The sequence below is a fragment of the Aeromonas sp. PS2Canimalfood6 genome (assembly GCF_048276795.1).
Classification (GTDB): domain Bacteria; phylum Pseudomonadota; class Gammaproteobacteria; order Enterobacterales; family Aeromonadaceae; genus Aeromonas; species Aeromonas caviae.
Genome location: NZ_JBLUXC010000042.1, coordinates 17,123 through 41,353, shown reverse-complemented (window position 1 = coordinate 41,353; position 24,231 = coordinate 17,123). Strand labels below are relative to the sequence as shown.

Sequence of the window (24,231 nt, the reverse complement as noted above, 5' to 3'; positions counted from 1 at the left end):
GACGACATCCTTGATGCCTGCACATCGGCCTGGAAGCACTTTATTGCCGATGTGGAGCGGGTGATGTCACTTTGTAGCCGAGATTGGATAAAACTGACCTAATGTTTAATCCGATTGGTATCAGGCACCCCAGGCGGTGGATCCGGTGCAGCAGGTACGGGCCGCCCAGCTGGCCCAGCGGATCTTAAGCGAGGTGCTGCAAAAATCCTTCGATGAGCACTCGGATCACAACGGCGGCCGTTTTCGCTGCGGCGAGACCGTCGGCACCCCTGCGGTGACCTATCCCCCCTGCACCGCCAGCGCCGACTACGGCCCGGAGGGGGGCGAGACCCGCCCCTATGCCTTCAACGACGTGGACGATTTCGACACCGGGGGTCACTGGGTGGACGCCAACCTGTTTACCCAGACGGATGCCGAGGGCGTCAGCGACCAGGAGTATCGCCACTATCAGATCAGGATCGCCGTCACCCCGGATACCCTGTTTGGCAGCACCGGGCCAGGGGCCGAGTCTATCGGCAAGCGCGTCGCCCTGACAGTGCGTCTGCCGGATGAGAGCGAGCTGGCGTTTGCCCTCTATCGGGGGAACTACTGATGGACCAGCCGCACTCCCGTGATGCCGCGTTCGATGACGCAGCTGTGACCACACCCCGTTACCGCGTCCGATCAGGCTTCGCTCATCGAGCCTGCGCCCAACCTGGGCGGGGGCGGGGCTTCACCCTGGTGGAACTGGTGATGGTGATCCTGCTGCTCGGGGTGATGGCGACCTTCTCCAGCCAGTTTATCGGCATCGGCACCCAGATCTACGGGGATGCCAGCCGCCGCGAGCAACTGATGAGCGATGCTCGCTTCGCCATGGAGCGGCTAAATCGGGAGTTGCGCGATGCGGTGCCCGGCTCGGTGCAAGTGGAGGCTTCTAATAGTGGGGGACAAGGCGCCTGCCTGCGCTTCTGGCCCATTGCCACCGTCAGCCGTTATCTGAGCCTCAATAAACCCGTTGCAGAAGGCCTCGAGCTAACGCTGGTGGCTTCATCCGCCAGTGAACTTCCTACTTATAAAGATTGGGCCGTTGTGTATCCCATCACAGGAGATGGAGGCTTAGAAACGGGATGCGTCTATGGCGACTGTGTGGCGGCTGTGAAGGTGCCGCCACCGAACGCAGTGAACGGGATAGGGACTGTAGTGGTGGATAGGGTATTTGATGGGGAATCTCCCGCCAAACGCATCTATTTTGCCAACCAGCAGGTGCGTTATTGCATTGACGCCCAAGGTGCCTTGATGCGGTACAGTGGATCCGCACCCGTCCTGATGGCAGAACATATTCGGCCCACCGAATCCTATTTCTATCGGGATCCCGCGGCCTTCAGCCCGAGCGAGGTGGGGCTGCGGCTAGTGTTTGAGCAGCGCGGCGAGAGCGTCAGCTTCAACCACAAGCTGGAGGTGCTCAATGTTCCTTAAGCCGCTCCCCACCAGTAGGCGGGCCCAGCGCGGCAGCGCCATCATGATAGCGCTCTTCGTCATCGTCATCATGGCCTTGCTGGCGGCGGCCATGGGCCGCTTTTTGGTGGACAGCGGCGAGAAGAATACGGTCGAGGTGCGTGGCGTGCGGGCCCTGATGGCGGCCCAGAGCGGACTGGAGATAGCGCTCTATCGGCTCTATCCCAATGGCAGTTGGAATGCCAGTGCGAGTGGCGGAAGCGAGCTGCGCTGTGTTGCCACTAACCCCCCTCCTACCCCAATTACCTTCCCCCCGGATCCAGGTCTGATTAACTGCCAGGCACGGTTGTTTTGCACAACTGTGGTCGTAAGTGCGGCCGGAACCACCCAGACCGGCTACCGGCTTCACAGCGAAGGGCGTTGCGGCGATCAGGATCTGAACAGCCCGAACCCGGATTTTGCTGTTAGCCGAACAGTGGAAGCGGAAGCCTTTGATGGAGACATACCTTGAGACAGAAGCGTGCTGGTGACGGTTCACCCTTGAGTCTTCGGGAGTCTGCGACGGCCCGGGCTTGGGTCCGCGCTATCCTCTGCGGCCTGTTGGGGTTGTTTAGCGGTATGAGTGGCGCCTTTGATGCCATCAATACCAGCACCTATTTCCCGGCCGTGGTGCAGGGGCATCATGGGGTGGAGGCAGCGGCCTGTACTAACGTGCCCAATCCTCAGTTGAGCGAAGTTAATCAGCCAAAAATCAATGGTACCGGCGGCAACAAGCTGGCGTTTTGCTCCATCAGCGCTAACCAAAACAACACCAAGAACTGTGACGATGGCCAAGGGGGTTACAAGGTCTGCGCCGTCACGGGGCGGGATATTGCTGGGCTCAGCCTGACAGGGAACAATGCTTTCCCCACCAATGGCTCCACGACGGATCTCGCCTGTACCAACAACGGCAGCGCGGCGTTGAGCCAGAAGGACTACCGCACTGTCACCAGCAGTGGTTGTCAGCTGACGATGACCGCCCAGCCCGGTTACCAGGTCAAGAGCCTTACCATGAGCAATGGTGGCACCCTGACCCTGGGACCGGGAGATCACTTTTTCGAGACGCTTTCCCTCGATAGCACCACCATCAAGTTGCAGAGTGTGGATCAGGCGTTGACCCGGATCTTCGTCAAGAATACCCCTACCTTGCAAAACAATTTCTCGCTCAATGCGGGGGGCAAGCAGAACCTGATCTGGGTCAGCTACGGCGACTTCGCCATGCAGAGCGGCTCTTTTGTTGGTTACCTCTATGCGGGTGGCAAAGTGACCCTGAGCAACCAAGCGACCCTGACTGGCCGGATCACGTCTAGAGCATTGGAAGTCAGGGATAATAGCGTGATCAACAAGGGAGATGCAGTGCTCCCATCGTCCACCTGCAAAAACATCTTTACCGATCCCCCCTCTGGGGGGGTCATCATGACCCCTCCACCCGGCATACTGGAGCCGCCGCTCGGCGATCTCAGCTGCGAGGAGAAGAAGGGGGTGACCACCTGCACGGGGGCACCGAATAACAGCAACGTCTTTGCGCCTGGCGATCACGACTTCAATCGAGGCAGCTTCGGAAATGACGCTGCGCTGGTTACCACCGGCGTGACGGCACGGCTCTATTTCAACGAACTCACCTTGAACAATGCCCAGCTCAACGTGGGTGGTGCACCGGAAAACCTGCTGATCTATGTCAAGGGTTTGCTCAACGTGGTGGGCCAGGTCCGTATCAATGGCATCCTCTATGTAGCGGGCGACGTCAAGATGACCGGTAATTCGGAGCTGAGGGGGGCAGTTGCCGCCGGCGGCAGCGTCGATCTGGGCGGCAGCAACAACTTCCAGTTTGTACAAGATGCGGTCGACAAAGTCGATTTTGGCGATATCACCTGCGGCGGCGGCTCGGGGGGAAGCCAGCTCGATCACTTCGAACTCTCCCATTCCGGTCAGGCGCTCACCTGCAACCCCGAGACCGTGGTCATCAAGGCCTGCGCCAACGCGGGTTGTTCCCAGCTCGTCACCGAGCAGGTCAGCGCTACCCTGAGCCTCTCTCCCAGCTCTGGCAGCAATGGCTGGGTCGGTGGCAATCAGGTGGTCTTCAGCGGGGGCTCGACCTCGGCCCAGCTGCGTAATAATACGGCCAGTGCCGTGACCATCGGGGTCTCAAGTTCGACCCCCGGCTTCCTCCATGGAACCCTGTGCCGGGCGGGTAGCGGGGCACTGAGCGCCGCCGCCTGTACCTTGAGCTTCGCCGACAGCGGCTTCATCTTTGACGTGCTGGACACCCTGGCCAACAGACCCCAGCAGGTGCAGCTCAAGGCGGTCAGGAAAGACAATGTGACCCAGCAGTGCGTGCCGAGCTTCGCCAACGTGAGCAAAGCCGTCAGCTTCTGGAGCGACTACGTCAGCCCGGCGACCAACACCTTCGGCAGCAGGGTGATGGTCAACGGCAGCGCCATCGCCACCGCGCAGGGGGCGGCCACCCTCAGCAACCTGAGCTTCGATGCCAAAGGGGAGGCGACCCTGACGGTCAGCTACCCGGATGCGGGCCAGATGCGGCTCAACGCCCGCCACGATGGCAGCGGCGACACGGCGGGTCTGGTGATGACGGGCTCGGATCTCTTCGTCAGCCGCCCGGTCGGGCTCTGCATCACCCCTGCCCAAGGGGCCTGCACGGCAGGGGATGTCAGCTGTCCGGTGTTCAAGAAGGCGGGCGATGACTTCCAGCTGAATATCGGCGCCGTGGCCTGGCAGGCCGATAACGACAGCGATTTTTGCAGCGGCAATCTGGCGACCCCCAACTTCACACTGGCCAAGATAGCGCTTGGCAGCCAGCTGGTGGCCCCCAAGCCCGGGGTCGAGGCGGTGGTCAGCAAGCTGAGTTATGACCATGCCATCACGGCCAGCAACAACCTCAATGCCGTCACCCAGTCGCTCAACGAGGTCGGAGTCTTCCAGATGACGGCGACACCGCCGACCTCAGGCTACTTCGGTTCCACCATTCCCGCCGCCACCAGTGTGCCGGTGGGGCGCTTCGTGCCCTGGGATTACAGCTTAAGCGGCGGCTTTATCACACCTGCCTGTAACATCTTTACTTATATGAGCCAGCCCTTCCAAAGTGGTTTTATTATCAAGGCTCGTAACAATCAGGGAGTAACCACGCAGAATTATAAAGAGGGCTTCGCCAAGGGAATTGCACAGATGGTCGCGGCCAATGCCCTCGACGGGGTGGACCGTTCAACACGCTTCTCCATGTCTCCCTCTCTGAGCTGGATCGATGGCGTTGCCACGGTGGATCAGCGGGATAATACCCGATTTGATCGGGGGGCAGCCCCGGAAGAGCCGCTCTCCCTGCTTGATATCGGCCTGCGAATGGATGACAAAGACGGGGGGGAAACGGTACTGACAGGGGCTGATATGAACCCCGGCGTTGCGGGGGGATGTCAAGGGGTTGGTTGTAACGCCATTCGGCTGGGAACTCAGGAGCTGCGTTACGGCCGAGTGCTGGCCAGCACCAGACAAGGGGTCGCCAGCGCCCCTCTGATGCTGCCGTTGCAGGTGCAGTATTTCGAAGGAGCGGCGTGGAAAATCAACCAAGCGGATGTTTGTACACAGCTATCTCTTGCCAAAGGAGGTTTTGTTCCATTGGATCCGACGCACAAGATCAGTCTCAATAATGGTTCTTATGAGGTCACGGGTCAGGTACCAGGAACCATGCCGCCGCAATCTTTCAGTAGCACTTTGACGCTCAGTGGTCTGGCTGCGCCAGCCAGTGTAGCGACGGCAAACAAAGGTGAGATCCTGTTTCATTTCTCTGCGCTAGTACCAGTACCAAATAAAGTTGTTGGCATCCCCTACAAGGTGGAATTGTCGAAACAGCCGTCACGGCCACTCTGGCTGTCGGATCCACTTACTCAGGCGGGGGAGGCCATTTTCGGCTCCACTCGAGGTAACGATCGCATTATTTATCGCCGCGAAGTGATGCCCTGACACCCGGGCTGACACGGGGAGATAGACGCATTGCTGTACAGTGGCGTCTTATTTCCTTGTTTCGTAGTGTTTGTCGGCCTGAGCGGGTGAGTGATGACTCGCATTTTTGTCGCGCCTGATTGATTGGCGACAGTTTGAGCGCTTGCCCATTGGGGTGGGCATTGGTAAAGTTAGCCGGTTTTCTGCACCTCCAAATTCTTAGGATTTCCCGTAGCCATGTTCAAAAAGCTCAGAGGCGTCTTTTCCAACGATCTGTCGATCGACTTGGGAACTGCCAACACCCTGATCTATGTAAAAGATCAAGGGATCGTCCTTAACGAACCCTCAGTTGTCGCCATTCGCCAAGAGCGCGGGAACGCCAAATCGGTCGCTGCTGTCGGTCATGCCGCCAAGCAGATGCTGGGTCGTACCCCGGGTAACATCTCCGCCATTCGCCCGATGAAAGACGGCGTGATCGCCGATTTCTACGTGACCGAGAAGATGCTGCAGCACTTCATCAAACAGGTTCACGACAACAACTATTTCCGCCCCAGCCCGCGCGTGCTGGTGTGCGTACCCTGCGGCTCCACCCAGGTGGAACGTCGCGCCATCAAGGAATCCGCTCTGGGCGCCGGCGCCCGCGAGGTTTACCTGATCGATGAACCCATGGCTGCCGCCATCGGTGCCGGCCTGCCGGTCTCCGAAGCGACCGGTTCCATGGTGGTGGACATCGGTGGCGGTACCACCGAAGTGGCCATCATCTCCCTGAACGGCGTGGTCTACTCCCAGTCCGTCCGTATCGGTGGCGACAAGTTCGACGAAGCCATCATCAGCTACGTGCGTCGCAACTACGGCAGCCTGATCGGGGAAGCCACCGCCGAGCGCATCAAGCACGAGATCGGCTCCGCCTATCCGGGCGAAGAGGTGCGCGAGATCGAAGTGCGCGGTCGCAACCTGGCCGAGGGTGTGCCCCGCAGCTTCACCCTGAACTCCAACGAGATCCTGGAAGCGCTGCAAGAGCCGCTCTCCGGCATCGTCTCCGCCGTCATGGTGGCCCTGGAGCAATCCCCGCCCGAGCTGGCGTCCGACATCTCCGAGCGCGGCATGGTGCTGACCGGTGGTGGTGCCCTGCTCAAGGACATCGACCGTCTGCTGATGGAAGAGACCGGCATCCCGGTCGTCGTGGCTGAAGATCCCCTCACCTGTGTCGCCCGTGGCGGTGGCAAGGCGCTGGAGCTGATCGATATGCACGGTGGCGATCTGTTCCACTACGAATAAGACCCAAAGCCGGCCGAGCGCCGGCTCTTTTTTGACGACTCATGAAACCCATCTTCGGTAGAGGCCCTTCGCTTCAGTTACGGTTGTTTCTCGCCGTCATCATCTCCGTCGCTGCCATCGTCGCGGATTCCCGCTTCGGTGTGTTCAGCCATGTCCGCGTTTATCTGAGCTCCCTGGTGAGCCCGCTGCAATACATCGCCAACGCCCCCGGCACCCTGCTCGACACCATGTCGACCCAGGTGCAGACCCGCGCCGATCTCATCGAGCAGACCAAGCAGCAGGAGCAGCAACTGTTCACCCTGCGCTCGCGCCTGCTCAAGATGGATCAGCTGGAGCACGAGAACCAGCGGCTGCGCGAGCTGCTGGGGTCGCCGGTACACAAGGAGTCCCGCAAGATGGTGGCCGAGCTGCTGTCGGTGGATTCCGACCCCTTCAGCCATCAGGTGCTGATCAACAAGGGGGCGCTGGATGGCGTCTACAACGGCCAGCCGGTGATCAACGATCAGGGGGTGGTCGGTCAGGTGCTCCACGTGGGCTCCACCACCAGTCGCGTCCTGCTCATCACCGACTCCAGCCACGGTATCCCGGTGCGGGTGCTGCGCAACGACTTGCGCGCCATCGCCTCCGGCAGCGGCGAGCTGGACAAGCTGGAGCTGCGCAACCTGCCCCGCAACACCGACGTCCAGGTCGGCGATCTGCTGGTCACCTCGGGCCTGGGCGGCCGCTTCCCGGAAGGTTATCCGGTGGCGACCGTGACCCGCTCCGACTACGTGGAGGGCAAGCCCTTCGCCCAGATCGAGGCCAAGCCGCTGGTGGCGCTGGACCGTCTGCGCTACCTGCTGCTGCTGTGGACCGACAAGAAACCGGAAGTACACGACAAGGATGCCCTTGAGCCTGCGGCGAGCGCCTCGGCGGCCACGGCAACCTCGGCGGCGGGGGCGACGCGCTGATGCTGCAACCCGCCAGCGGCAGGATCTGGATCTGGTGTTCGATCCTGCTGGCCCTGTGCCTCTCCATCCTGCCGCTTCCCTTTCAATTCGAACCCTTCCGTCCGGACTGGCTCGCCATGGTGCTCATCTACTGGGCGCTGGCGCTGCCGCACCGGACCAACGTCGGCACCGCCTGGGTGGCGGGCCTGCTGCTGGACGTGCTGCTCGGCAGCACCCTCGGCGTGCGGGCCATGGCCATGGCCATCACCACCTACCTGGCGGCCTTCCAGTTCCAGAAGATCCGCAACTTCTCCCTCTGGCAGCAGGCGCTGATCATCGGTCTGCTCTCCCTGGTGGGGAAGATCACCGTGTTCTGGGCGGAGCATCTGTTCAGCCGGGCCAGCCTCAACTTCGCCTACTTTTGGTCGACGTTGACGACGATGTTAATATGGCCCTGGATTTTTATGGTCTTGCGCAAGGTGCGGCGTCGCTTCAATATCAAGTGAATGTGAATAAAAACAACGCATTGTAACTGCGCATCGTCTCATTGAGTGAAGTATGAACAAGCACAACGAACTGCAACTCTATCTCGCCTCGGGCTCCCCCCGCCGGCACGAGCTTCTGACCCGCCTGGGCTACCGTTTCGAGGTCCTCAAGCTGGATGTGCCGGAGCTGCGCAACGACGGTGAGAAGCCCCAGGATTACGTCTGCCGGCTGGCCCGCGACAAGGCCATGGCCGGTGTGGCCGCGGCGCCGACGGCGCTGCCTGTGCTGGGGGCCGACACCATAGTGGTGCTGGGGGAGCGGGTGCTGGAGAAACCCTCCGACCTGCTGGACGCCAAAGACATGCTGGAAGCCCTCTCCGGGCGGGTACACCAGGTGATGACGGCGGTGGCCCTGGCCACCCCGGAGCGGTGCGATGTGCGGCTGGTCACCACCAACGTGGCGTTTCGCAAGCTGGACGAGGCCGAGATCGAAGCCTACTGGCGCACCGGCGAGCCGTGCGACAAGGCGGGCGCCTATGCTATCCAGGGCATTGCCGGCAAATTCGTCAGTCGCCTCGAGGGGAGCTACAGTGCCGTGGTCGGCCTGCCCCTGCTGGAGACGGACCTGTTGATCAAGCAGCACCTCGAGCAGACCCGGTAATCCTCTCGTCAGCAGTGCGCTGCTGAGTTACCCGTTGTTCGTCGTGCCAGAATTCAAAACTAGAAAGGCAAGGTAACTTATGTCGGTAGAACTGCTGGTAAACGTCACCCCCTCCGAAACCCGGGTCGCCCTGGTCGAGAACGGTCTGCTGCAGGAAGTGCATGTGGAGCGTCAGGCCAAGCGCGGCATCGTGGGCAACATCTACAAGGGCAAGATCAGCCGCGTGCTGCCCGGCATGCAGGCCGCCTTCGTCGACATCGGCATGGACAAGGCCGCCTTTCTGCACGCCTCCGACATCGTCCCCCATACCGAGTGCGTGGCGATCAAGGAGAAGGAGCAGTTCCAGGCCGGCAACATCGCCGAACTGGTGCGCCAGGGGCAGGACATCATGGTACAGGTGGTCAAAGACCCGCTCGGTACCAAGGGGGCCCGCCTCACCACCGACATCACCCTGCCATCCCGTTATCTGGTCTTCATGCCGGGCAGTGCCCACGTAGGGGTCTCCCAGCGCATCGAATCCGAGGCGGAGCGCGAGCGCCTCAAGCGCACCGTGGCCGGCTATGTGGACGAACTGGGCGGCTACATCATCCGCACCGCCGCCGAAGGGGTGGGGGAGCAGGAGCTGGAGCAGGACGCCGCCTTCTTGAAGCGCCTGTGGCGCAAGATCCTCGAGCGCAAGCAGAAGTATCCCCCCTGCAAGATCCTCTATGAGGATCCCAGCCTGGCGTTTAGGGTGGTGCGTGACTTCGTCGGTGCCGAGCTCGACAAGATCCGGGTCGACTCGCGCCAGAGCTTCGATCAGCTCAAGCGCTTCACCGAGGAGTACGTGCCCGAGCTTGCCAACAAGCTGGAGTACTACACCGGCGAGTCGCCGATCTTCGATCTCTACGACGTGGAGAACGAGATCCAGCGGGCCCTGGAGCGCAAGGTGGAGCTCAAATCCGGCGGCTACCTCATCATCGACCAGACCGAAGCCATGACCACGGTGGACATCAACACCGGGGCCTTCGTCGGCCATCGCAATCTGGAAGAGACCATCTTCAACACCAACGTCGAGGCCACTGCCGCCATCGCCCGTCACCTGCGCCTGCGCAACCTCGGTGGCATCATCATCATCGACTTCATCGACATGCAGTCCGAGGATCACCGTCGCCGTGTGCTGCACAGCCTGGAGCTGGCGCTGGCCAAAGACAGGGCCAAGACCAACGTCAACGGTTTCTCCCAGCTCGGGCTGGTGGAGATGACCCGCAAGCGCACCCGGGAGAGCCTGGAGCACGTGCTCTGCGCCGAGTGCCCCGAGTGCAAGGGGCGCGGCCGGGTCAAGACGGTGGAGTCGGTCTGCTTCGAGATCCTGCGGGAGATCATCCGGGTCAACCGCGCCTACGACGCGGATCAGTTCACCGTCTATGCGGCCCCCTCGGTGGCCGATTACCTGCGGGGGGAGGAGTCCCACAGTCTGGCGGAGCTGGAAGTCTTCATCGGCAAGCAGGTCAGGGTGGTTTCCGAGCCGCTCTGTGGGCAGGAACAGTTCGATGTGGTGATGATGTAATTGGTCTATCGCTGGCTGAGTCGGGGCTGGTTGGCCCTCGGAGTCTTCTTCGTGCTGCTGGCCGTTCTGGTCAGCGTGGTACGACTGGGCGGCCCTTTGCTCAACCAGCACCGAGCGGCCGTGATAGGGACCCTGCTCGGAGAGAGTCAGCTCGAGGTGAGCGTGGATCACGTCGGGCTGGAGTGGACTCCCCGCGGCCCGGCCATCGGGCTGGAAGGACTGGCCATCGCCCCCGATTCGGGGCGTTTCTCCCTGCGCCTTGGCAAGGTGTGGGCCCACCTCGACTTCTGGCGCTCCCTCAACGAACTCAGACCGGTGTTTGGCCAGTTGATCCTGAGCGACGGCAACATCGCGCTGGACATGACCCAGCCCGCCACCCCCGTCAGCGGGAAGAGCGCGAACCAGCAGGAGGCCCTGCTGCGCTTCCTGCTGACCCAGCTCTCCACCTTCGACATTCACGACACTCGCCTGAGCCTCACCACGGCACTGGGGGAGGTGCGCGCCCTCGACATCGCCCAGTTGCGCTGGCAGAACCGCGGCAAGCGGCATCAGGGGGTCGGCAAGGCCTATCTCATCAACGGGGTGGGGGAGAGCACCCTGGACCTCATCATCGATGTGGATGCCCCCGAGGTGCGGCTCGACCGTCTCAAGGGCCAGCTCTATCTGGGGGCCAGCGAGCTGGACATCAGCCCCATGCTGGCCAGGATCCACGCCGGCGCGCCGCCGGTGAGCGGCCAGCTCGACTTCCAGCTCTGGAGCGAGTTCGAGAAGGGCAGGCTCGGTAACTCCCTGCTGGCCTTTGGCAACAACCACCTGATCTGGAAAGACGAGATCAAGGGGGAGCCGCACCGCCTCGACCTGCAGGGGGGCAAGATCCAGCTGCGCCGGGACGGCGAGGCGTGGCAGCTCGCCAGCCACGACGTCACCTTCAAGCTCGATGGCGCCACCTGGCTGCACAGCCGCCTGCAGCTCGAGCGCATCGGCTCGCGCATCCAGGGCTATGTGCCCGCCATCGATCTCGACCAGATTGCCAACCTGAGCCAGCTGGTCTCCGGCCTCTATCCCGAGCTGACCGAGACCCTCAAGCGCACCCGGCCAAGGGGCCAGTTGCAGGAGCTGGTCCTGCAGGCCGACGGGGACTGGCAGGGGCTCTCTTTGCAGGGGCAACTGCGCGGCTTCGGGACCCGGGCCTGGCACGATGTGCCCGGTCTGCAAAAGCTGGACGGCGACTTCTGGCTGACCCCGAACGGGGGGCGTGCCCGCCTGACCCTGGGCAAGGGCAAGGTGGATCCGGCCCGCCACTTCAAGGAACCCATCCCGGTGGACAGCCTAAGTGCGGCCCTCGACTGGTGGCGGGCGCCGCAAGGCTGGGTGCTCTATGGCCAGGACATTGCCCTGGACAACCCGGATCTGCGCCTCGCCAGCCGGTTTCGCCTCGAGCTGTTCGAGCACCCCTTCCTCGCCCTGACCGGGCGCATCGACGTCAAGAACGCGGCCCATGCGGATCGCTACTACCCCCTGGCGGTGATGGATGAGGGGCTGGTGAGCTACCTGAGCGGCGCCATCAAGGGGGGCAAGGCCAAGGGGGCAGACTTGCTCTGGTACGGCGAATTCCGTGACTTCCCCTACGACAACGGCAAGGGCGTCTTCCAGGTGGCGGTGCCGCTGCAACAGGCCACCTACGAGTTTTTCCCGGGTTGGCAGCCGCTGACCGACCTGCAGATCGATCTGCTGTTCCAGAACGCCAGCCTCGACATGAACAGCCGCGCCACCCAGCTCGGCAAGGCCAGCTCCGACTCGGTGCATGCCTGGATCCCGGACCTCTATCCGGGTGCTCACCTCTACGTGGATGCCAAGGTTGAGGGCGAGGGCAAGGCCATCAGCGACTATTTGCAGGACTCGCCGCTGGGGGGATCCGTCGGTCAGGCGCTGCGGGAGGTGGAGATCCGCGGCCCCATGAAGGGTACGGTGAAGCTTGACATACCGCTGGATGGCGAGGGGGAGGTCAAGGCCAGCGGGGAAGCCAGCTTCAAGGACAACAAGGTGAGGATCGCCTCCCTGGATCTGCCCCTCGACGGGGTCGCAGGGACGCTCGAGTATGACAACGAGCAGACGCGCATTCACAACCTCAAGGCCAGCCTGTGGAACCAGCCGCTGACCCTGGATTATCAGGGGCGGCAACTGCCCCACGGCTATCAGGCCGATCTCAAGTTCCAGGGGCAGTGGGACAGCCGCCGCCAGCGCCGGGACATACCGGCCCTCGAGATGCTCCAGGGGCGCAGCAACTGGTCGGGTACCCTGGGGCTGACCCTGCCCGAGAACAAGGCGTTCAGCTTCCAGCTGGCGCTGGACTCCAACCTGCAGGGCATGGGGCTGGATCTGCCTGTGCCCCTGACCAAGGCGGCGGGTACCCGGCTGCCCCTCAAGGTGACGGCCCGTGGGCGGGATGGCAGCGCCGACATCCGCGCCGTGCTGGGGGCGGACATCGACATGCAGAGCCGCCTGGTGTACGGCGACGGCGTCCCCTACCTCAGCCGGGTGCGGGTCAACATCGGCCAGCCCGGGGCGCGGGTGATGCAGGACAAGCCCATGCTGCTCGCCATCAACCAGCAGCAGGCGGACGTGGCCGGCTGGCTGGCTCGTCTCAAGCAGTGGCTGCCGGCCGGTTCGGCGCCGAGTGACAATGCGGTGGTGGGCCCCTCTTTCTTGCCCCAGGAGTGGTGGGTAGATGGCCAGCTGGCCCGTGCCGACATCGGCAGTGCCAGCCTCAAGGCGGTGCACTTCACCCTGGGGCCGGTGAACCAGGCCACCGAGGTGATGATCGACAGCCCCGACGTGATGGGGGTGGTGCGGGTGCCGGTGGCCGATGGGCGCCCCATCGATGCCAAGTTTGCCCGCATCTACTGGTCCGGCAAGGGGACCGATCTCAGCCCGGATCCCGATGAGCGCCAGGACAGGGCCATCATGAATGCCATTCCCTGGCTCACCTTCAGTTGCGTGGATTGCCGCTTCGGCGAGCTGCCCCTGGGTGAGGTGAAGGGGGAGCTGCTGCCCGGGGCCAACCGGCTGGATCTCAAGGGACTGGAGATGCGCCTGGCGGGCAGCACCCTGCGCGGCAGCGCCGAGTGGCTGGCCCGTGGCAGCCAGATGCAGACCCGTGCCAGGGTGAACCTCGAGACCCGCAACAGCGAGCTGCTGCTCAAGCGGCTCGGCTACACCTCGCCCATCGGGGATGCCCCGGGCAAGCTGGCGCTGGATCTGAACTGGCGTGACGTGCCCTACCGCCTGAGCCTGCCGACTCTGGCGGGCAGCGCCGACTACCAACTGGAGGGAGGCACCCTGCGGGAGGTCAACGACAAGGGGGCCCGACTGCTCTCCCTGCTGAGCCTCGACTCCCTGATGCGCAAGCTGCGCCTCGATTTTCGCGACGTCTTCGACAAGGGCTTCTATTTCGAGTCCATGTCCGCCTCCGCCAAGGTCAATCAGGGGGTGGTGGAGAACAACGACTTCTACATGAAGGGCGCCGCGGGCAACCTGCGGGGCAAGGGCATCGCGGATCTGGTGCGCTGGCGGCTCGACTTTGATCTGAGCTTCTCCCCCAACCTGGGGGGCACCCTGCCGGTGGTGGCGGCCTTCTCCCTGACCCCCATCACCGGGCTCTATGTGCTGGCCCTCTCCAAGCTGCTGGAGCCCGTGGTGGACGTGGTGACCCGCATCGATTTTCGGGTCTCCGGCCCGCTGGACGCCCCCAGGCTGGTGGAGGCGGGGCGGGATCGCGCCCGCATCAAGCTCAACCAGCACCAAAAGGATGCGGTGGATGCGGTGGCGCCCGGCCTGCCCACCAAGGAGGTCACCCCCTTCCTGCTCGATCCCAAGCACCAGGGCTCGGGTCAGCGCTGAGGGCCAGCGCCGGGCTGGGGGACTTTCCCCCGGCCGCCAAACCCCTCATAGTGCGGATATTGCCCGCGAGCCGAGAAGGCCTTCTGTCACCGGTCACCGGCTCGCCCAACAGATGAGTGCGGATATTGCCCTGCGAGCCGAGAAGGCCTTGTGTCACCGGTCACCGGTTCTCCCAACAGATGAGTGCGGATATTGCCCTGCGAGCCGAGGAGGCCTTCTGCCACCGGCTCGCCCAACAGAAGGAGCGCGTCATGTGGCTAGCCGCCATGCAGTTGATTTCGGGTCGAACCTGGCAGGATAACCGGGAGCGGATCGCCGCCGAGCTGGCGAGTCTGCCCGGGGAGCGCCCCTTGCTGGTGCTGCTGCCGGAAAACTTCGCCCTCTTTGGCGAGCGGCAGGGGTATCTGGACGGGGCAGAGCCATTGGGAAATGGCCCAATCCAGCAGCAACTCTCTGATTGGGCCAAATCCCACGGCATCTGGCTGGTGGCCGGGGCCATGCCCACCGCCATCGCCGGTGCCGACCACATTCACACCAGTACCCTGGTGTTCGATCCCGACGGCGAGCTCAAGGGGCATTACCACAAGATCCACCTGTTCGACGTGGACGTGGCGGACAATCACGGCCGCTACCGGGAGTCGGAGACCTTCAGCCCGGGTGATCAGCCTGTGCTGGTGGACTCCCCCTTTGGTCCCCTCGGCCTTTCTATCTGTTATGATCTGCGCTTTCCCGAGCTGTACCGCCAGTTGGCCCGGGCCGGTGCCCGGGTGCTGCTGGTGCCTGCCGCCTTTACCGCCGTCACCGGCGAGGCGCACTGGGAGCCTCTGCTGCGGGCCCGTGCCATCGAAAACCAGTGCTACGTGGTGGCCGCCAACCAGGGGGGTACCCACGAGACGGGGCGCCAGACCTGGGGCCACAGCATGGTGATCGACCCCTGGGGCCGGGTGCTGGCCTGTCGGGCGTCGGGGCAGGGCACTGTGCTGGCGCCGCTGGATGGGGCCCTGGTCGATGAATTGAAACGCACCATGCCGGTGCTGCAACACGCCCGCCTGTTGTGAGCCCGCGGCCGTGCATTTAACCGTTACGACATCTCGCATGAGAGTGGAGAGAAAGATTTGAGTCTACTGAGCCAGGTTAGTGCCTCCCTGTTGGCCCCGAACGATCTCGACGAAGGGCGGCTGCAACAGCTGCTCGGCAGCCTGATGAGCCATCAGGTGGAGTTCGGCGACCTCTATTTCCAGCGCAGCTGGCACGAGTCCTGGATGCTGGAGGACGGCATCGTCAAGGATGGCAGCTACAACATCGATCAGGGGGTGGGGGTGCGCGCCGTCAGCGGCGAGAAGACCGGTTTCGCCTACTCGGACGAGCTGAGCCTGCTGGCGCTGCAACAGTCGGTGACTGCCGCTCGCGGCATCGCCGCCGCCGGTGCTCACGGCAAGGTAAAGGCGTGGGCTCGCACCGAAGCAAACCTGCTCTACCCGGCGCTGGATCCCCTGCAAACTCTCGACAAGCAGCAGAAAATTGCCCTGCTGGAGCAGATGGACAAGTTCGCCAGAAGCCTGGATCCCGCCATCAATCAGGTGATGGCCTCTATCAGCGGGGTCTATGAAGAGATCCTGGTGGCCGCCACCGATGGCACCCTGGCCGCCGACGTGCGCCCCCTGGTGCGCCTCTCGGTGACCGTCATCGCCGAGAAGGGGGATCGCCGTGAGCGCGGCAGCGCGGGGGGCGGTGGCCGCTTCGGTTACGACCATTTCCTCGAGCTGGACGGGCTCGAGAGCCGGGCGTTTGGCTATGTGCGCGAAGCGGTACGCCAGGCCCTGGTCAACCTGGAGGCCATCGACGCCCCGGCCGGCACCATGCCGGTGGTGCTCGGTGCCGGCTGGCCCGGTGTGCTGCTGCACGAGGCTGTGGGTCACGGTCTGGAAGGGGACTTCAACCGCAAGGGCTCCTCCGCCTTTGCCGGGCGCATCGGCGAGCAGGTGGCTTCCAAACACTGCACCATCGTCGATGACGGCACCCTGCCGGGTCGGCGCGGCTCCGTCTCCATCGACGACGAGGGGACGCCGGGGGGTTACAACGTGCTGATCGAGAACGGCATCCTCAAGGGCTATCTGCAGGACAAGCAGAACGCCCGTCTGATGGGCGTGCCGCTCACCGGCAACGGCCGCCGCGAATCCTACGCCGCCCTGCCTATGCCGCGCATGACCAACACCTACATGCTGGCGGGTCAGTACGATCCGGCCGAGATCATCGCCTCGGTGAAGAAGGGGATCTATGCCCCCAACTTCGGCGGCGGTCAGGTGGACATCACCTCCGGCAAGTTCGTCTTCTCCGCCTCCGAGGCCTACCTCATCGAGGATGGCAAGATCACCGCGCCCATCAAGGGGGCGACCCTGATCGGCAACGGCCCCGAGGCGATGAGCCAGGTTTCCATGGTGGGCCGTGATCTCGCGCTGGATCGCGGGGTCGGGGTCTGCGGCAAGGAGGGGCAGAGCGTGCCGGTCGGCGTCGGCCAGCCCACCCTCAAGCTGGATCAGCTCACCGTGGGCGGCACCCAGTAAGGTCACACACCTTTGTAAACCCCGGCCCGGCGCCGGGGTTTTTATTGGAACGCGCAAGCAATAAAAAGCCCCGGCAGGCGCCGGGGCTGGGAAAGGGGTCGGGTCAGTTGACCGAAATGGCGCGGGCGTCGATGAAGAAGCGGGCGTGGCCGTGATCATCCACCCTTATCTGGGCGAGCAGGCGATCCTTTCGCTTGAACTCCCATCCTGTCTTGATCCGGGTCAGCGCGGGGCTGGCGGCACCGACCACATTCAGATACTCATGAAACAGGCTGTAGCTTCCAATCTCGGTCAGCATCTTTTCCATTTGCATATCTCCTCAAGTGATGGGGTCAGCACATGCCACGCTAGCGGCAACCTTCTGAACCCTGCCTGTACAAAAACCAGACTACCCCATCAAGATGAAGGCAATATGATCAGGCGCAAGATCAGGAGGGATTTGCACGAAAAATGACACCGTTTTCAATCAGGGCTGGCGCGGCACGGCGAGATGATCGAAGGCGGTGGATCCGGCATGGGACGGCAAGGCGGCAGCGGGTTGTTCCATCACCTGACCATGGAAGACGGGATCCTGCGCCACCTCCTTGACGCCGTTGATGCAGAACTGCATACCCATGCACACCAGCAGGAAACCCATGATGCGTGTCATGGCGTCGATGCCGGTGGCACCCAGGATCTTGCACACGGGATCTGCCAGCTTGAGCACACCCCAGCTGATCAGGCTCATCAGGGCGAAGGCGGTGACCATGGCGGCATAGATGACGACGCGATCGGCCTCGGCCGGCAGCTCGGCGATCTGGGCCGCGCCGCTGATCACCAGCGCCATGGTGCCGGGTCCGCACATGCTGGGCATGGTCAGGGGCACGAAGGCGATATTCTGGTTGGCCTCGACCCCGGCAGACTGGTTTGGCGAGGGGAACAGCATGCGAAAGCCGATGAAGGCGATGATGAGGCCACCGGCCAGGCGCAGGCCGGGAATGGAGATCCCGAACAGATCCAGGATGGAGGATCCGATGAAGAAGCTGACGCACAGGGTGGCGAACAGATAAAGGGCGGCCATGTTGATCTGGCGGCGAATGTGCTCGCGGGACATGCCCTTGCTCAGCCCCAGCAGCAGGGTGGCCGTGGTGGGCGGGTTGACCATGGGCAGCAGGGCCAGCAAGGCGAGAAAGATGACCTGGAAGAACATAGTGGACCTCGGGCAGGTGGACGGATTGGGGTGAGCTGGCAGGTCCGTAGCGGACCGCCACCCGGTCGATGATATCCGCAAAGAAGAAGCCCCGACAGTGCGGGGCTTGCTTGGGAAGGATCAGGCGGCCTGCGGGGTGGCCTGGCGTTGGCCGCGCTGGCGCAGCCAGAGCCAGATGCCGAGCACGAAACCGAGGGCGGCCAGGCTGACCACATAGTGGGAGGGGGCCAGCACGTCCTCCTTCATCCAGAGGGTGACCAGCATGGGGGTGAGGCCGCCGAAGATGGCGTAGGCCACGTTGTAGGAGAACGACAGCCCGGAGAAGCGCACCACCGGCGGGAAGGCATTGACCATGACGTAGGGCACGGCGCCGACGATCCCCACTGCAAAGCCCGCCAGCATGTAGAGGGGCACCAGCTGATCCGTGCCGGCTGCCAGGCTGTGGTAGAAGGTATAAGTGGCGCCGGCCAGCAGCAGGGAGCCCAGGATGAAGGTAGGGCCGCTGCCGATGGCATCGATCAGGCGGCCATAGACGATGCAGCCCAGGGTGAGGGCGACGATGGCCAGGGAGTTGGCGGTCAGGGCATCGGCCGGGCTGATGCCGTGGACCTTCTGCAGATAGGTCGGGGTCATCAGGATCACCACCACGATGCCGGCGGAGAGCAGCCAGGTCAGCAGCATGGAGACGACGACGCTGCCCTTGTGTTCACGCAGCACCGTCTTGAGGGGCAGCTCCTCGGCCAGGGACTTGTTGGCCTGCATCTCTGCGAAGACCGGAGTCTCGTGCAGCCAGCGGCGCAGGTACATGGCGACGATGCCGAACACGCCGCCGAGCACGAAGGCCAGACGCCAGCCCCAGTCGCTCACATCGCCCGGGCTCATGCCACGGTTGATGGCGGTGGCCACCAGGGAGCCGAGCAGGATGCCGGCGGTCAGCCCTGCGGTGAGGGTACCGCAGGCGACACCGACCCGGCGGGCGGGCACGTGTTCGGCCACGAAGACCCAGGCTCCGGGGACTTCCCCGCCGATGGCGGCCCCTTGCAGGATCCGCAGCAGCAGCAGCAGGAGGGGGGCGGCGATGCCGAGCACGGCGTAGGTGGGCAGCAGGCCGATCAGCAGGGTCGGCAAGGCCATCAGGATGATGCTGAGGGTGAACATCCGCTTGCGGCCGATGAGATCGCCAAAGTGGGCCATGATGATGCCCCCCAGGGGGCGGGCCAGGTAGCCGGCGGCGAAGATGCCGAAGGTCTGGAACTGGCGCAGCCACTCGGGAATGTCGGCCGGGAAGAAGAGCTCGCCGATGACCACGGCGAAGAAGACGAAGATGATGAAGTCGTAGAATTCGAGGGCGCCGCCCAGCGCCGCCAGGCTCAGGGTCTTGTAATCCTGTCGATTGAGGGGGCGACCGTGGTCGTGCGATGTGCTGACTTTACTCATATCCTTATGTTTCCCATCGTTTTTTTAGTTATTCTCCCCGGTGTGCTGCGGGGATACGCTCACCCACGAGGGTATGCTTTTGTGTCCCGCAATGTAAATCGCACAATTCGCAACACTGTCTTGCAGCACGGTGCTGCAAGTAGCTGGAGAGATCATGACGAAGAAAAAGGTACTGCTCTCCTGGAGCAGCGGAAAAGACAGCGCCTGGGCCTTGCATCGCCTGCGCCAGGATCCGGCCATCGAGGTGGTGGGGCTGTTCACCACCCTCAACCAGGCGTTCGAGCGGGTGGCCATGCACGGGGTGCGCAAGCAGTTGCTGCTGGCACAGGCTGAGTGTGTGGGCTTGCCGCTGACCACCATCGACCTGCCCTGGCCCTGCAGTAACGAGGAGTATGGGCGCATCATGACGGGCTTCATCGCCGATGTGCAGGCCCAGGACATTTACCACATGGCGTTCGGGGATCTCTTTCTTGAGGATGTGCGCGCCTATCGGGAGCGGCAACTGGCGGGGACCGGCATCACGCCGCTCTTCCCGCTCTGGGGCAGCGACACGACCGAGCTGGCGCAGGCGATGATCGACGCCGGGCTCAAGGCCAGGGTCTGTACCCTGGATCCGGGCAAGCTGCCTGCCACCCTCGGCGGACATGAGTTTGACGCGGCCTTGCTGGCTGCCCTGCCCGCCGGGGTGGATCCCTGCGGCGAGAACGGGGAGTTCCACACCCTGGCCTGGGACGGCCCCATGTTCCTGCATCCCTTGCCCATCCGGGTGGGGGAGACGGTGCTGCGGGACGGCTTCGTCTTCACCGATCTGCTGGCGGAGGATCCCGAATGAGGGAAGACCCCCTCGGGTGAGAAAGGAAAGGGGCCGGTTCCGTGAGGAATCGGCCCCTTTGCGTTTGTCCCCTTCAGCGGGCGGCGAAGGTGTCGCAACTGGCGGGCTTGCCGCTGTCAAAACCGCGTTTGAACCAGGCGAGGCGCTGGGCCGAGGTACCGTGGGTGAAGCTGTCGGGAACGACCCGGCCCTGACCCTGCTGCTGCAACCTGTCGTCGCCGATGGCCTGGGCGGCATTGAGCGCCTCTTCCAGATCGCCACGCTCCAGCACCTGCTCTTTTTCCATGTAGTGGCCCCAGACCCCGGCGAAGCAGTCCGCCTGCAGTTCGAGCTTGACCGACAACCGGTTCTGGGCAACCTGGCTCAGCCCCTGTTGCTGCTGGCGCACCTTGGTGGAGATACCGAGCAGGTTCTGCACGTGGTGGCCCACCTCGTGGGCGATCACATAGCCCTGGGCGAAGTCGCCGTCGGCCCCCAGCTTGTCGCGCATGTCCTGATAGAAGGAGAGATCGATGTAGACGGTGCTGTCGGCCGGACAGTAGAAGGGCCCCATCACCGACTGCCCCTGGCCGCAGCCGGTGCGGGTCGCACCGCGATAGAGCACCAGTCTGGGGGCCTGATAGTGGTTGCCGCTTTGCTGGAACATCTCACCCCAGGCGTCCTCCGTGGAGGCGAGCATCACCGAGGTGAAGCGGGCGAGGGGATCGTTGGCAGCCTGGGACGAGTTCTGACGCTGGGGCTGGCTCTGCGGGGCCGGATCCTGCAGCAGGGGGCCGAGGTCCACGCCGTAGTACCCCGCCACCATGACCACCACCAGCAGGATCAGACGCCCCTTGCCACCGATGGGCAGGCCGCCGCCCCCGTTGCCGCCGCCTTGTTGGCGTCGGTCTTCCACATTGTTGCTCTCACGGCGATCTTGCCAGCGCATATCCCCATACTCCCGTCATTGGTGGTGGCGGTAATGATAATGGCTGGCGCCGGGGCTTGCCTAATCGGCCCGGGTCATTCGGCCCAGGGCATCTCGGGCAGGCTGTCGAGGAACTCGCCGTAACGGACGAGGTTGAAGGGGCCCTGTTCGGCCTCCATAGCCATGAGTTCGGCGCCCAGGGCGCAGGCGATGTATTGCAGCGCCTCTTCCCGCGGGGTGCCCTTCATCACCAGGCGCATCAGGGTGGCTTTCACCTGGAGGGGGTGGCCCTCGGCGAGCTGGTTCTCCACCATCTCCAGCAGTGTCTCTTCATCAAAAAATTCGGGGGTATCGGTCATGGCCGTTCTCCTGCCTGTTCCATGGGGTGGGCAGTATAGCGGGGACGCGGCTCCCGGGGGCGAAAATATCGTCCGGGACTTGCCAAGGGGGCGGGGCGGGAGCAGTCTTGGACACTCTCTCTGCCGAACGAGCCCATGCCATGATCCTCTCCGAGCACCTGGAACTGCGCGAACTGACCGTTGTCGATGCCCCCTTCATTCTCGAACTGCTCAACGATGGTGATTTTCACCGCTACATCGGCGATCGCGGGGTGCGTACCCTGGCGGATGCCGAAAACTACATCCAGCAGGGGCCTGCGGTCAGCTATGCCCGCCACGGTCACGGACTCTATCTGGTGGTGCGGCGGGAAGACGGGGCCAGGCTCGGCATCTGCGGTCTGATCAAGCGCGATACCCTGCCCTGTGAAGACATCGGCTATGCTTTCCTGCCCGCTTGGCGCGGCCTGGGCTATGCCATCGAAGCCGCGCGGGCGGCCATGGCAGATGGCCGCGAACGGCTCGGCATCGAGCGGGTGGTCGCCATCGTCACTCCGGGCAATGAGCGCTCGGTCCGGTTACTCGCCAAGCTGGGGCTGAGTCAGGGCAAACGGGTCAGGTTGGGGGCCGGCGAGGAGGAGTGCCTGCTGCTGGAGGCGCCGGACAAGGAGACTTGCGGGGTCTAGCCACCGCTCTGGGAGCGGGGCCATGCAGACTATGACGTCAGGCAAGGAGGCCGCCGTGAGTTGCGGCCTGTCTGCATCGGGCGCTGCCTGGGTAGGCAAAGTCAGTTGAGCTCTTCGATGGAGAACTCGCCGGCGATACCATCACAGGAGATGGCGAAGCCGCCGCTGAAGCGGGTGCTGAACTGGATCAGGAACGCATCGTCGTCGTGCTCTTGCACGGGCAGGTTGATGGGTTTGCTGCGACGCAGGGGTTTGCGTATCTGTACGTGTTTCATCATGGTATTTCTCTATATAAATTAAGTGTTTGCTCCTTGTATTGGCAAATGTCAGGTCAATGGGCGCGGTCAGCACGATGGCGGACGAGCGCGCAGGAATACCCAGCCCGGTTCAGGGGCGTCTGCACTTTCAAGGAAGGCGCCAAGGACCATGCGGATGCATGATGCTACTTGGGAGTGGGCAGATCGGGTCTGCACCGTGAGAGCCGGGCAACGCAGGCAGACAGCCTGAACGGTTCTCAAGGCGAGTAAATCAGAAGAAGGTTATGCGGGTACTGGCAGGATTCATCGTGAGGTGAAGCATTGCGAACATAATCAGGGCTGATTAACTAGCCGGCGCGCATTCTCTCCTCGAAATGTGTAAAAAGCAAACACTAATTGTGCGTTCACCCAGTCATTCCCTGTTTTTCACTGCCACGGGGATGGCAAAAGGGCTCCCGAGGGAGCCCTTTTCATTGCCGGTCAGGGACGGGCTCAGGCGTTGCCACAGGCCTTCTTGGCGGCGGTGATCATGGGGGTAATGGTCATGCCCTGTACCACGATGGAGAACATCACCACCGAGTAGGTCATCACCAGGATCACCTGGCGCAGATCGACGTTGTGCTCCGGGATCATCATGACACCGGATGGCAGTGCCAGGGCCATGGCCATGGCCAGGCCGCCACGCAGGCCGCCCCAGGTGAGGATGCGCACCGAGAAGGTGTTGTAGCTGCGGAACTTGCGGAACGCCACATAGGGCAGGGAGACGCTGATGAAGCGGGCGGCGAGGCAGAGCGGCACCGCGATGACCAGCAGGATCCAGTCGCGCCAGGCCAGATCCAGCAGCACCAGTGCCAGACCGATCAGCAGGAACAGCAGGGCGTTGAGGAACTGATCCATCAACTCCCAGAAGTGATCCAGGTGGTGCTGGCTCTGCTCGGAGAAGCCGGAATGACGGGTCCAGTTGCCGATCATGATGCCGGTCACCACCATGGCCAGGGCGCCGGAGACGCCGATCATGTTGGCGAAGGCGAAGCCCGCGGTCGGGATGCAGAGGGTCAGCAGCAGCTCCAGGGAGCCGTCGTCGGTGGCGCTGATCATCACGTGGGCGATGAGGCCCAGCACGGCACCGAACAGGATGCCGCCGAGGGCTTCGTGCAGGAACAGACCGGCCACGCTACCGAAGGTGGGCTCGACACCGCCAAAGGCGACGGCAAACACGGTGGCGAAGATGACGAGGCCGACACCGTCGTTGAACAGGGATTCCCCCTCGATCTGGATGGCGATCTGGGGTGGCGCCTTCATCTTCTTGACGATGGCCAGTACGGCGATGGGGTCGGTGGGGGAGATCAGGGCACCGAACAACATGCAGTAGACCAGCGGCAGGTCCCAGCCCAGCAGCTTGGCGATGAACCAGAAGCCGTAGCCGATGAGGAAGGTGGAGAGCAGGGTGGCGGCTATGGCCAGAATGGTGATTTCCCACTTCTGGCTACGCAACGCCTTGAGGTTGATGCCAAGCCCGCCGGCGAACAGCAGGAAGCCCAGGATCCCCTTCAACAGGAAGTTCTGGAAGTCGATGCTCTCCATGGTCTTGATGGCGAGAGGCTCCAGATTGAACCAACCCAGTTTGCCAAACAGCACCAGCAGCGCGGAGATCAGCATGGAGCCCGCAGTGATGGCGATGGTGGTCTGGATCTTCACAACATACTGGTTGGCAAAGGCGATGAAGATCGCCAACGCTGCCAGGAAGCAGAGTGTGTAGTAGACGCTCATAGTTATTTTTCTCTTTGGTAAACAGCAA

Annotated in this window: 20 protein-coding genes and 1 pseudogene; 14 read left to right on the top strand and 7 right to left on the bottom strand. The window is 63.2% G+C overall.

Annotated features, from left to right (window positions below):
* Positions 1 to 121: 121 nt before the first annotated feature.
* The 12 genes and pseudogenes from ACNPAA_RS15695 to tldD form a co-directional block, all read left to right on the top strand.
* Positions 122 to 592: pseudogene (locus tag ACNPAA_RS15695) on the top strand (MSHA biogenesis protein MshD); the annotation flags it as partial.
* Positions 592 to 1,455: a PilW family protein gene (locus tag ACNPAA_RS15690; protein ID WP_113978235.1), complete on the top strand. Its 864-nt coding sequence runs from the start codon at positions 592 to 594 to the stop codon at positions 1,453 to 1,455. The pseudogene ACNPAA_RS15695 and the gene ACNPAA_RS15690, both read left to right, overlap by 1 nt.
* On the top strand, positions 1,445 to 1,945 hold the full coding sequence (locus ACNPAA_RS15685; protein ID WP_417891857.1) for an MSHA biogenesis protein MshP: 501 nt from the start codon (positions 1,445 to 1,447) through the stop codon (positions 1,943 to 1,945). The genes ACNPAA_RS15690 and ACNPAA_RS15685 overlap by 11 nt, the downstream gene beginning before the upstream one ends.
* A 107-nt stretch (positions 1,946 to 2,052) precedes the next feature.
* Entirely contained in the window at positions 2,053 to 5,445 is a 3,393-nt protein-coding gene (locus ACNPAA_RS15680) for a DUF6701 domain-containing protein (RefSeq protein WP_113978236.1), read from the top strand.
* Positions 5,446 to 5,661: 216 nt separating this feature from the next.
* Positions 5,662 to 6,702: a rod shape-determining protein gene (locus ACNPAA_RS15675; protein ID WP_005308111.1), complete on the top strand. Its 1,041-nt coding sequence runs from the start codon at positions 5,662 to 5,664 to the stop codon at positions 6,700 to 6,702.
* Between the two features lie 41 nt (positions 6,703 to 6,743).
* Positions 6,744 to 7,652 carry a rod shape-determining protein MreC gene (mreC, locus tag ACNPAA_RS15670; RefSeq protein ID WP_029313545.1) on the top strand — a complete coding sequence of 303 codons (909 nt, stop codon included), beginning with the start codon at positions 6,744 to 6,746 and terminating at the stop codon, positions 7,650 to 7,652.
* Positions 7,652 to 8,137 (top strand): rod shape-determining protein MreD, encoded by a 486-nt coding sequence (mreD, locus tag ACNPAA_RS15665; RefSeq protein ID WP_010672635.1) that lies wholly within the window; start codon positions 7,652 to 7,654, stop codon positions 8,135 to 8,137. Before mreC ends, mreD begins: the two co-directional genes overlap by 1 nt.
* 52 nt (positions 8,138 to 8,189) lie before the next feature.
* A complete protein-coding gene (locus ACNPAA_RS15660; protein WP_010672636.1) occupies positions 8,190 to 8,777 on the top strand; it encodes a Maf family protein in 588 nt (195 codons plus the stop codon).
* Positions 8,778 to 8,856: 79 nt separating this feature from the next.
* Positions 8,857 to 10,326, top strand: a complete 1,470-nt coding sequence (gene rng / locus ACNPAA_RS15655; RefSeq protein WP_010672637.1) for a ribonuclease G — start codon at positions 8,857 to 8,859, stop codon at positions 10,324 to 10,326.
* Positions 10,327 to 14,226 (top strand): YhdP family protein, encoded by a 3,900-nt coding sequence (locus ACNPAA_RS15650; RefSeq protein ID WP_417891856.1) that lies wholly within the window; start codon positions 10,327 to 10,329, stop codon positions 14,224 to 14,226.
* Between the two features lie 251 nt (positions 14,227 to 14,477).
* Positions 14,478 to 15,284, top strand: coding sequence for a carbon-nitrogen hydrolase family protein (locus ACNPAA_RS15645; protein WP_043154366.1), 807 nt, complete (start codon positions 14,478 to 14,480; stop codon positions 15,282 to 15,284).
* A 57-nt stretch (positions 15,285 to 15,341) separates the two neighbouring features.
* A complete protein-coding gene (gene tldD, locus ACNPAA_RS15640; RefSeq protein WP_161469776.1) occupies positions 15,342 to 16,790 on the top strand; it encodes a metalloprotease TldD in 1,449 nt (482 codons plus the stop codon).
* 103 nt (positions 16,791 to 16,893) lie between these two features.
* Here tldD and ACNPAA_RS15635 read toward each other — a convergent pair whose 3' ends face one another.
* From ACNPAA_RS15635 to ACNPAA_RS15625, 3 genes are all read right to left on the bottom strand, one after another.
* Complete coding sequence (locus ACNPAA_RS15635) at positions 16,894 to 17,097, bottom strand: hypothetical protein (RefSeq protein ID WP_041212219.1); 204 nt, start codon at positions 17,095 to 17,097, stop codon at positions 16,894 to 16,896.
* Positions 17,098 to 17,256: 159 nt separating this feature from the next.
* Positions 17,257 to 17,979 (bottom strand): MarC family NAAT transporter, encoded by a 723-nt coding sequence (locus tag ACNPAA_RS15630; protein ID WP_045522936.1) that lies wholly within the window; start codon positions 17,977 to 17,979, stop codon positions 17,257 to 17,259.
* Between the two features lie 120 nt (positions 17,980 to 18,099).
* The gene (locus ACNPAA_RS15625; RefSeq protein ID WP_039040437.1) at positions 18,100 to 19,416 is read right to left on the bottom strand and encodes an MFS transporter; all 1,317 of its coding nucleotides are present in this window, start codon (positions 19,414 to 19,416) and stop codon (positions 18,100 to 18,102) included.
* A 154-nt stretch (positions 19,417 to 19,570) separates the two neighbouring features.
* On the opposite strand from ACNPAA_RS15625, the gene ACNPAA_RS15620 reads away from it, so the two are divergent.
* A complete protein-coding gene (locus ACNPAA_RS15620; protein ID WP_417891855.1) occupies positions 19,571 to 20,248 on the top strand; it encodes an ATP-binding protein in 678 nt (225 codons plus the stop codon).
* A gap of 73 nt (positions 20,249 to 20,321) precedes the next feature.
* Here the strand turns inward: ACNPAA_RS15620 and ACNPAA_RS15615 are convergent, their stop codons facing one another.
* Together ACNPAA_RS15615 and ACNPAA_RS15610 are read right to left on the bottom strand one after the other, a co-directional pair.
* Positions 20,322 to 21,176, bottom strand: coding sequence for a neutral zinc metallopeptidase (locus tag ACNPAA_RS15615; RefSeq protein ID WP_042015333.1), 855 nt, complete (start codon positions 21,174 to 21,176; stop codon positions 20,322 to 20,324).
* Between the two features lie 74 nt (positions 21,177 to 21,250).
* On the bottom strand, positions 21,251 to 21,514 hold the full coding sequence (locus ACNPAA_RS15610; protein WP_104455135.1) for a hypothetical protein: 264 nt from the start codon (positions 21,512 to 21,514) through the stop codon (positions 21,251 to 21,253).
* 140 nt (positions 21,515 to 21,654) lie between these two features.
* On the opposite strand from ACNPAA_RS15610, the gene ACNPAA_RS15605 reads away from it, so the two are divergent.
* On the top strand, positions 21,655 to 22,176 hold the full coding sequence (locus tag ACNPAA_RS15605) for a GNAT family N-acetyltransferase (RefSeq protein WP_201872588.1): 522 nt from the start codon (positions 21,655 to 21,657) through the stop codon (positions 22,174 to 22,176).
* Positions 22,177 to 22,277: 101 nt separating this feature from the next.
* On the opposite strand, the gene ACNPAA_RS15600 is transcribed toward ACNPAA_RS15605, so the two are convergent.
* Both ACNPAA_RS15600 and ACNPAA_RS15595 read right to left on the bottom strand, forming a co-directional pair.
* A complete protein-coding gene (locus tag ACNPAA_RS15600) occupies positions 22,278 to 22,454 on the bottom strand; it encodes a hypothetical protein (protein ID WP_010672653.1) in 177 nt (58 codons plus the stop codon).
* Between the two features lie 471 nt (positions 22,455 to 22,925).
* Positions 22,926 to 24,203 (bottom strand): cation:proton antiporter, encoded by a 1,278-nt coding sequence (locus ACNPAA_RS15595; RefSeq protein ID WP_201872584.1) that lies wholly within the window; start codon positions 24,201 to 24,203, stop codon positions 22,926 to 22,928.
* Positions 24,204 to 24,231: the final 28 nt, after the last annotated feature.

Coding starts and splice junctions, on each gene's coding strand:
- ACNPAA_RS15690 (WP_113978235.1), top strand. CDS start 592: ATGGACCAGCCGCACTCCCGTGATGCCGCGTTCGATGACGCAGCTGTG.
- ACNPAA_RS15685 (WP_417891857.1), top strand. CDS start 1,445: ATGTTCCTTAAGCCGCTCCCCACCAGTAGGCGGGCCCAGCGCGGCAGC.
- ACNPAA_RS15680 (WP_113978236.1), top strand. CDS start 2,053: ATGAGTGGCGCCTTTGATGCCATCAATACCAGCACCTATTTCCCGGCC.
- ACNPAA_RS15675 (WP_005308111.1), top strand. CDS start 5,662: ATGTTCAAAAAGCTCAGAGGCGTCTTTTCCAACGATCTGTCGATCGAC.
- mreC (WP_029313545.1), top strand. CDS start 6,744: ATGAAACCCATCTTCGGTAGAGGCCCTTCGCTTCAGTTACGGTTGTTT.
- mreD (WP_010672635.1), top strand. CDS start 7,652: ATGCTGCAACCCGCCAGCGGCAGGATCTGGATCTGGTGTTCGATCCTG.
- ACNPAA_RS15660 (WP_010672636.1), top strand. CDS start 8,190: ATGAACAAGCACAACGAACTGCAACTCTATCTCGCCTCGGGCTCCCCC.
- rng (WP_010672637.1), top strand. CDS start 8,857: ATGTCGGTAGAACTGCTGGTAAACGTCACCCCCTCCGAAACCCGGGTC.
- ACNPAA_RS15645 (WP_043154366.1), top strand. CDS start 14,478: ATGTGGCTAGCCGCCATGCAGTTGATTTCGGGTCGAACCTGGCAGGAT.
- ACNPAA_RS15635 (WP_041212219.1), bottom strand. CDS start 17,097: ATGGAAAAGATGCTGACCGAGATTGGAAGCTACAGCCTGTTTCATGAG.
- ACNPAA_RS15630 (WP_045522936.1), bottom strand. CDS start 17,979: ATGTTCTTCCAGGTCATCTTTCTCGCCTTGCTGGCCCTGCTGCCCATG.
- ACNPAA_RS15625 (WP_039040437.1), bottom strand. CDS start 19,416: ATGAGTAAAGTCAGCACATCGCACGACCACGGTCGCCCCCTCAATCGA.
- ACNPAA_RS15620 (WP_417891855.1), top strand. CDS start 19,571: ATGACGAAGAAAAAGGTACTGCTCTCCTGGAGCAGCGGAAAAGACAGC.
- ACNPAA_RS15615 (WP_042015333.1), bottom strand. CDS start 21,176: ATGCGCTGGCAAGATCGCCGTGAGAGCAACAATGTGGAAGACCGACGC.
- ACNPAA_RS15610 (WP_104455135.1), bottom strand. CDS start 21,514: ATGACCGATACCCCCGAATTTTTTGATGAAGAGACACTGCTGGAGATG.
- ACNPAA_RS15605 (WP_201872588.1), top strand. CDS start 21,655: ATGATCCTCTCCGAGCACCTGGAACTGCGCGAACTGACCGTTGTCGAT.
- ACNPAA_RS15600 (WP_010672653.1), bottom strand. CDS start 22,454: ATGATGAAACACGTACAGATACGCAAACCCCTGCGTCGCAGCAAACCC.
- ACNPAA_RS15595 (WP_201872584.1), bottom strand. CDS start 24,203: ATGAGCGTCTACTACACACTCTGCTTCCTGGCAGCGTTGGCGATCTTC.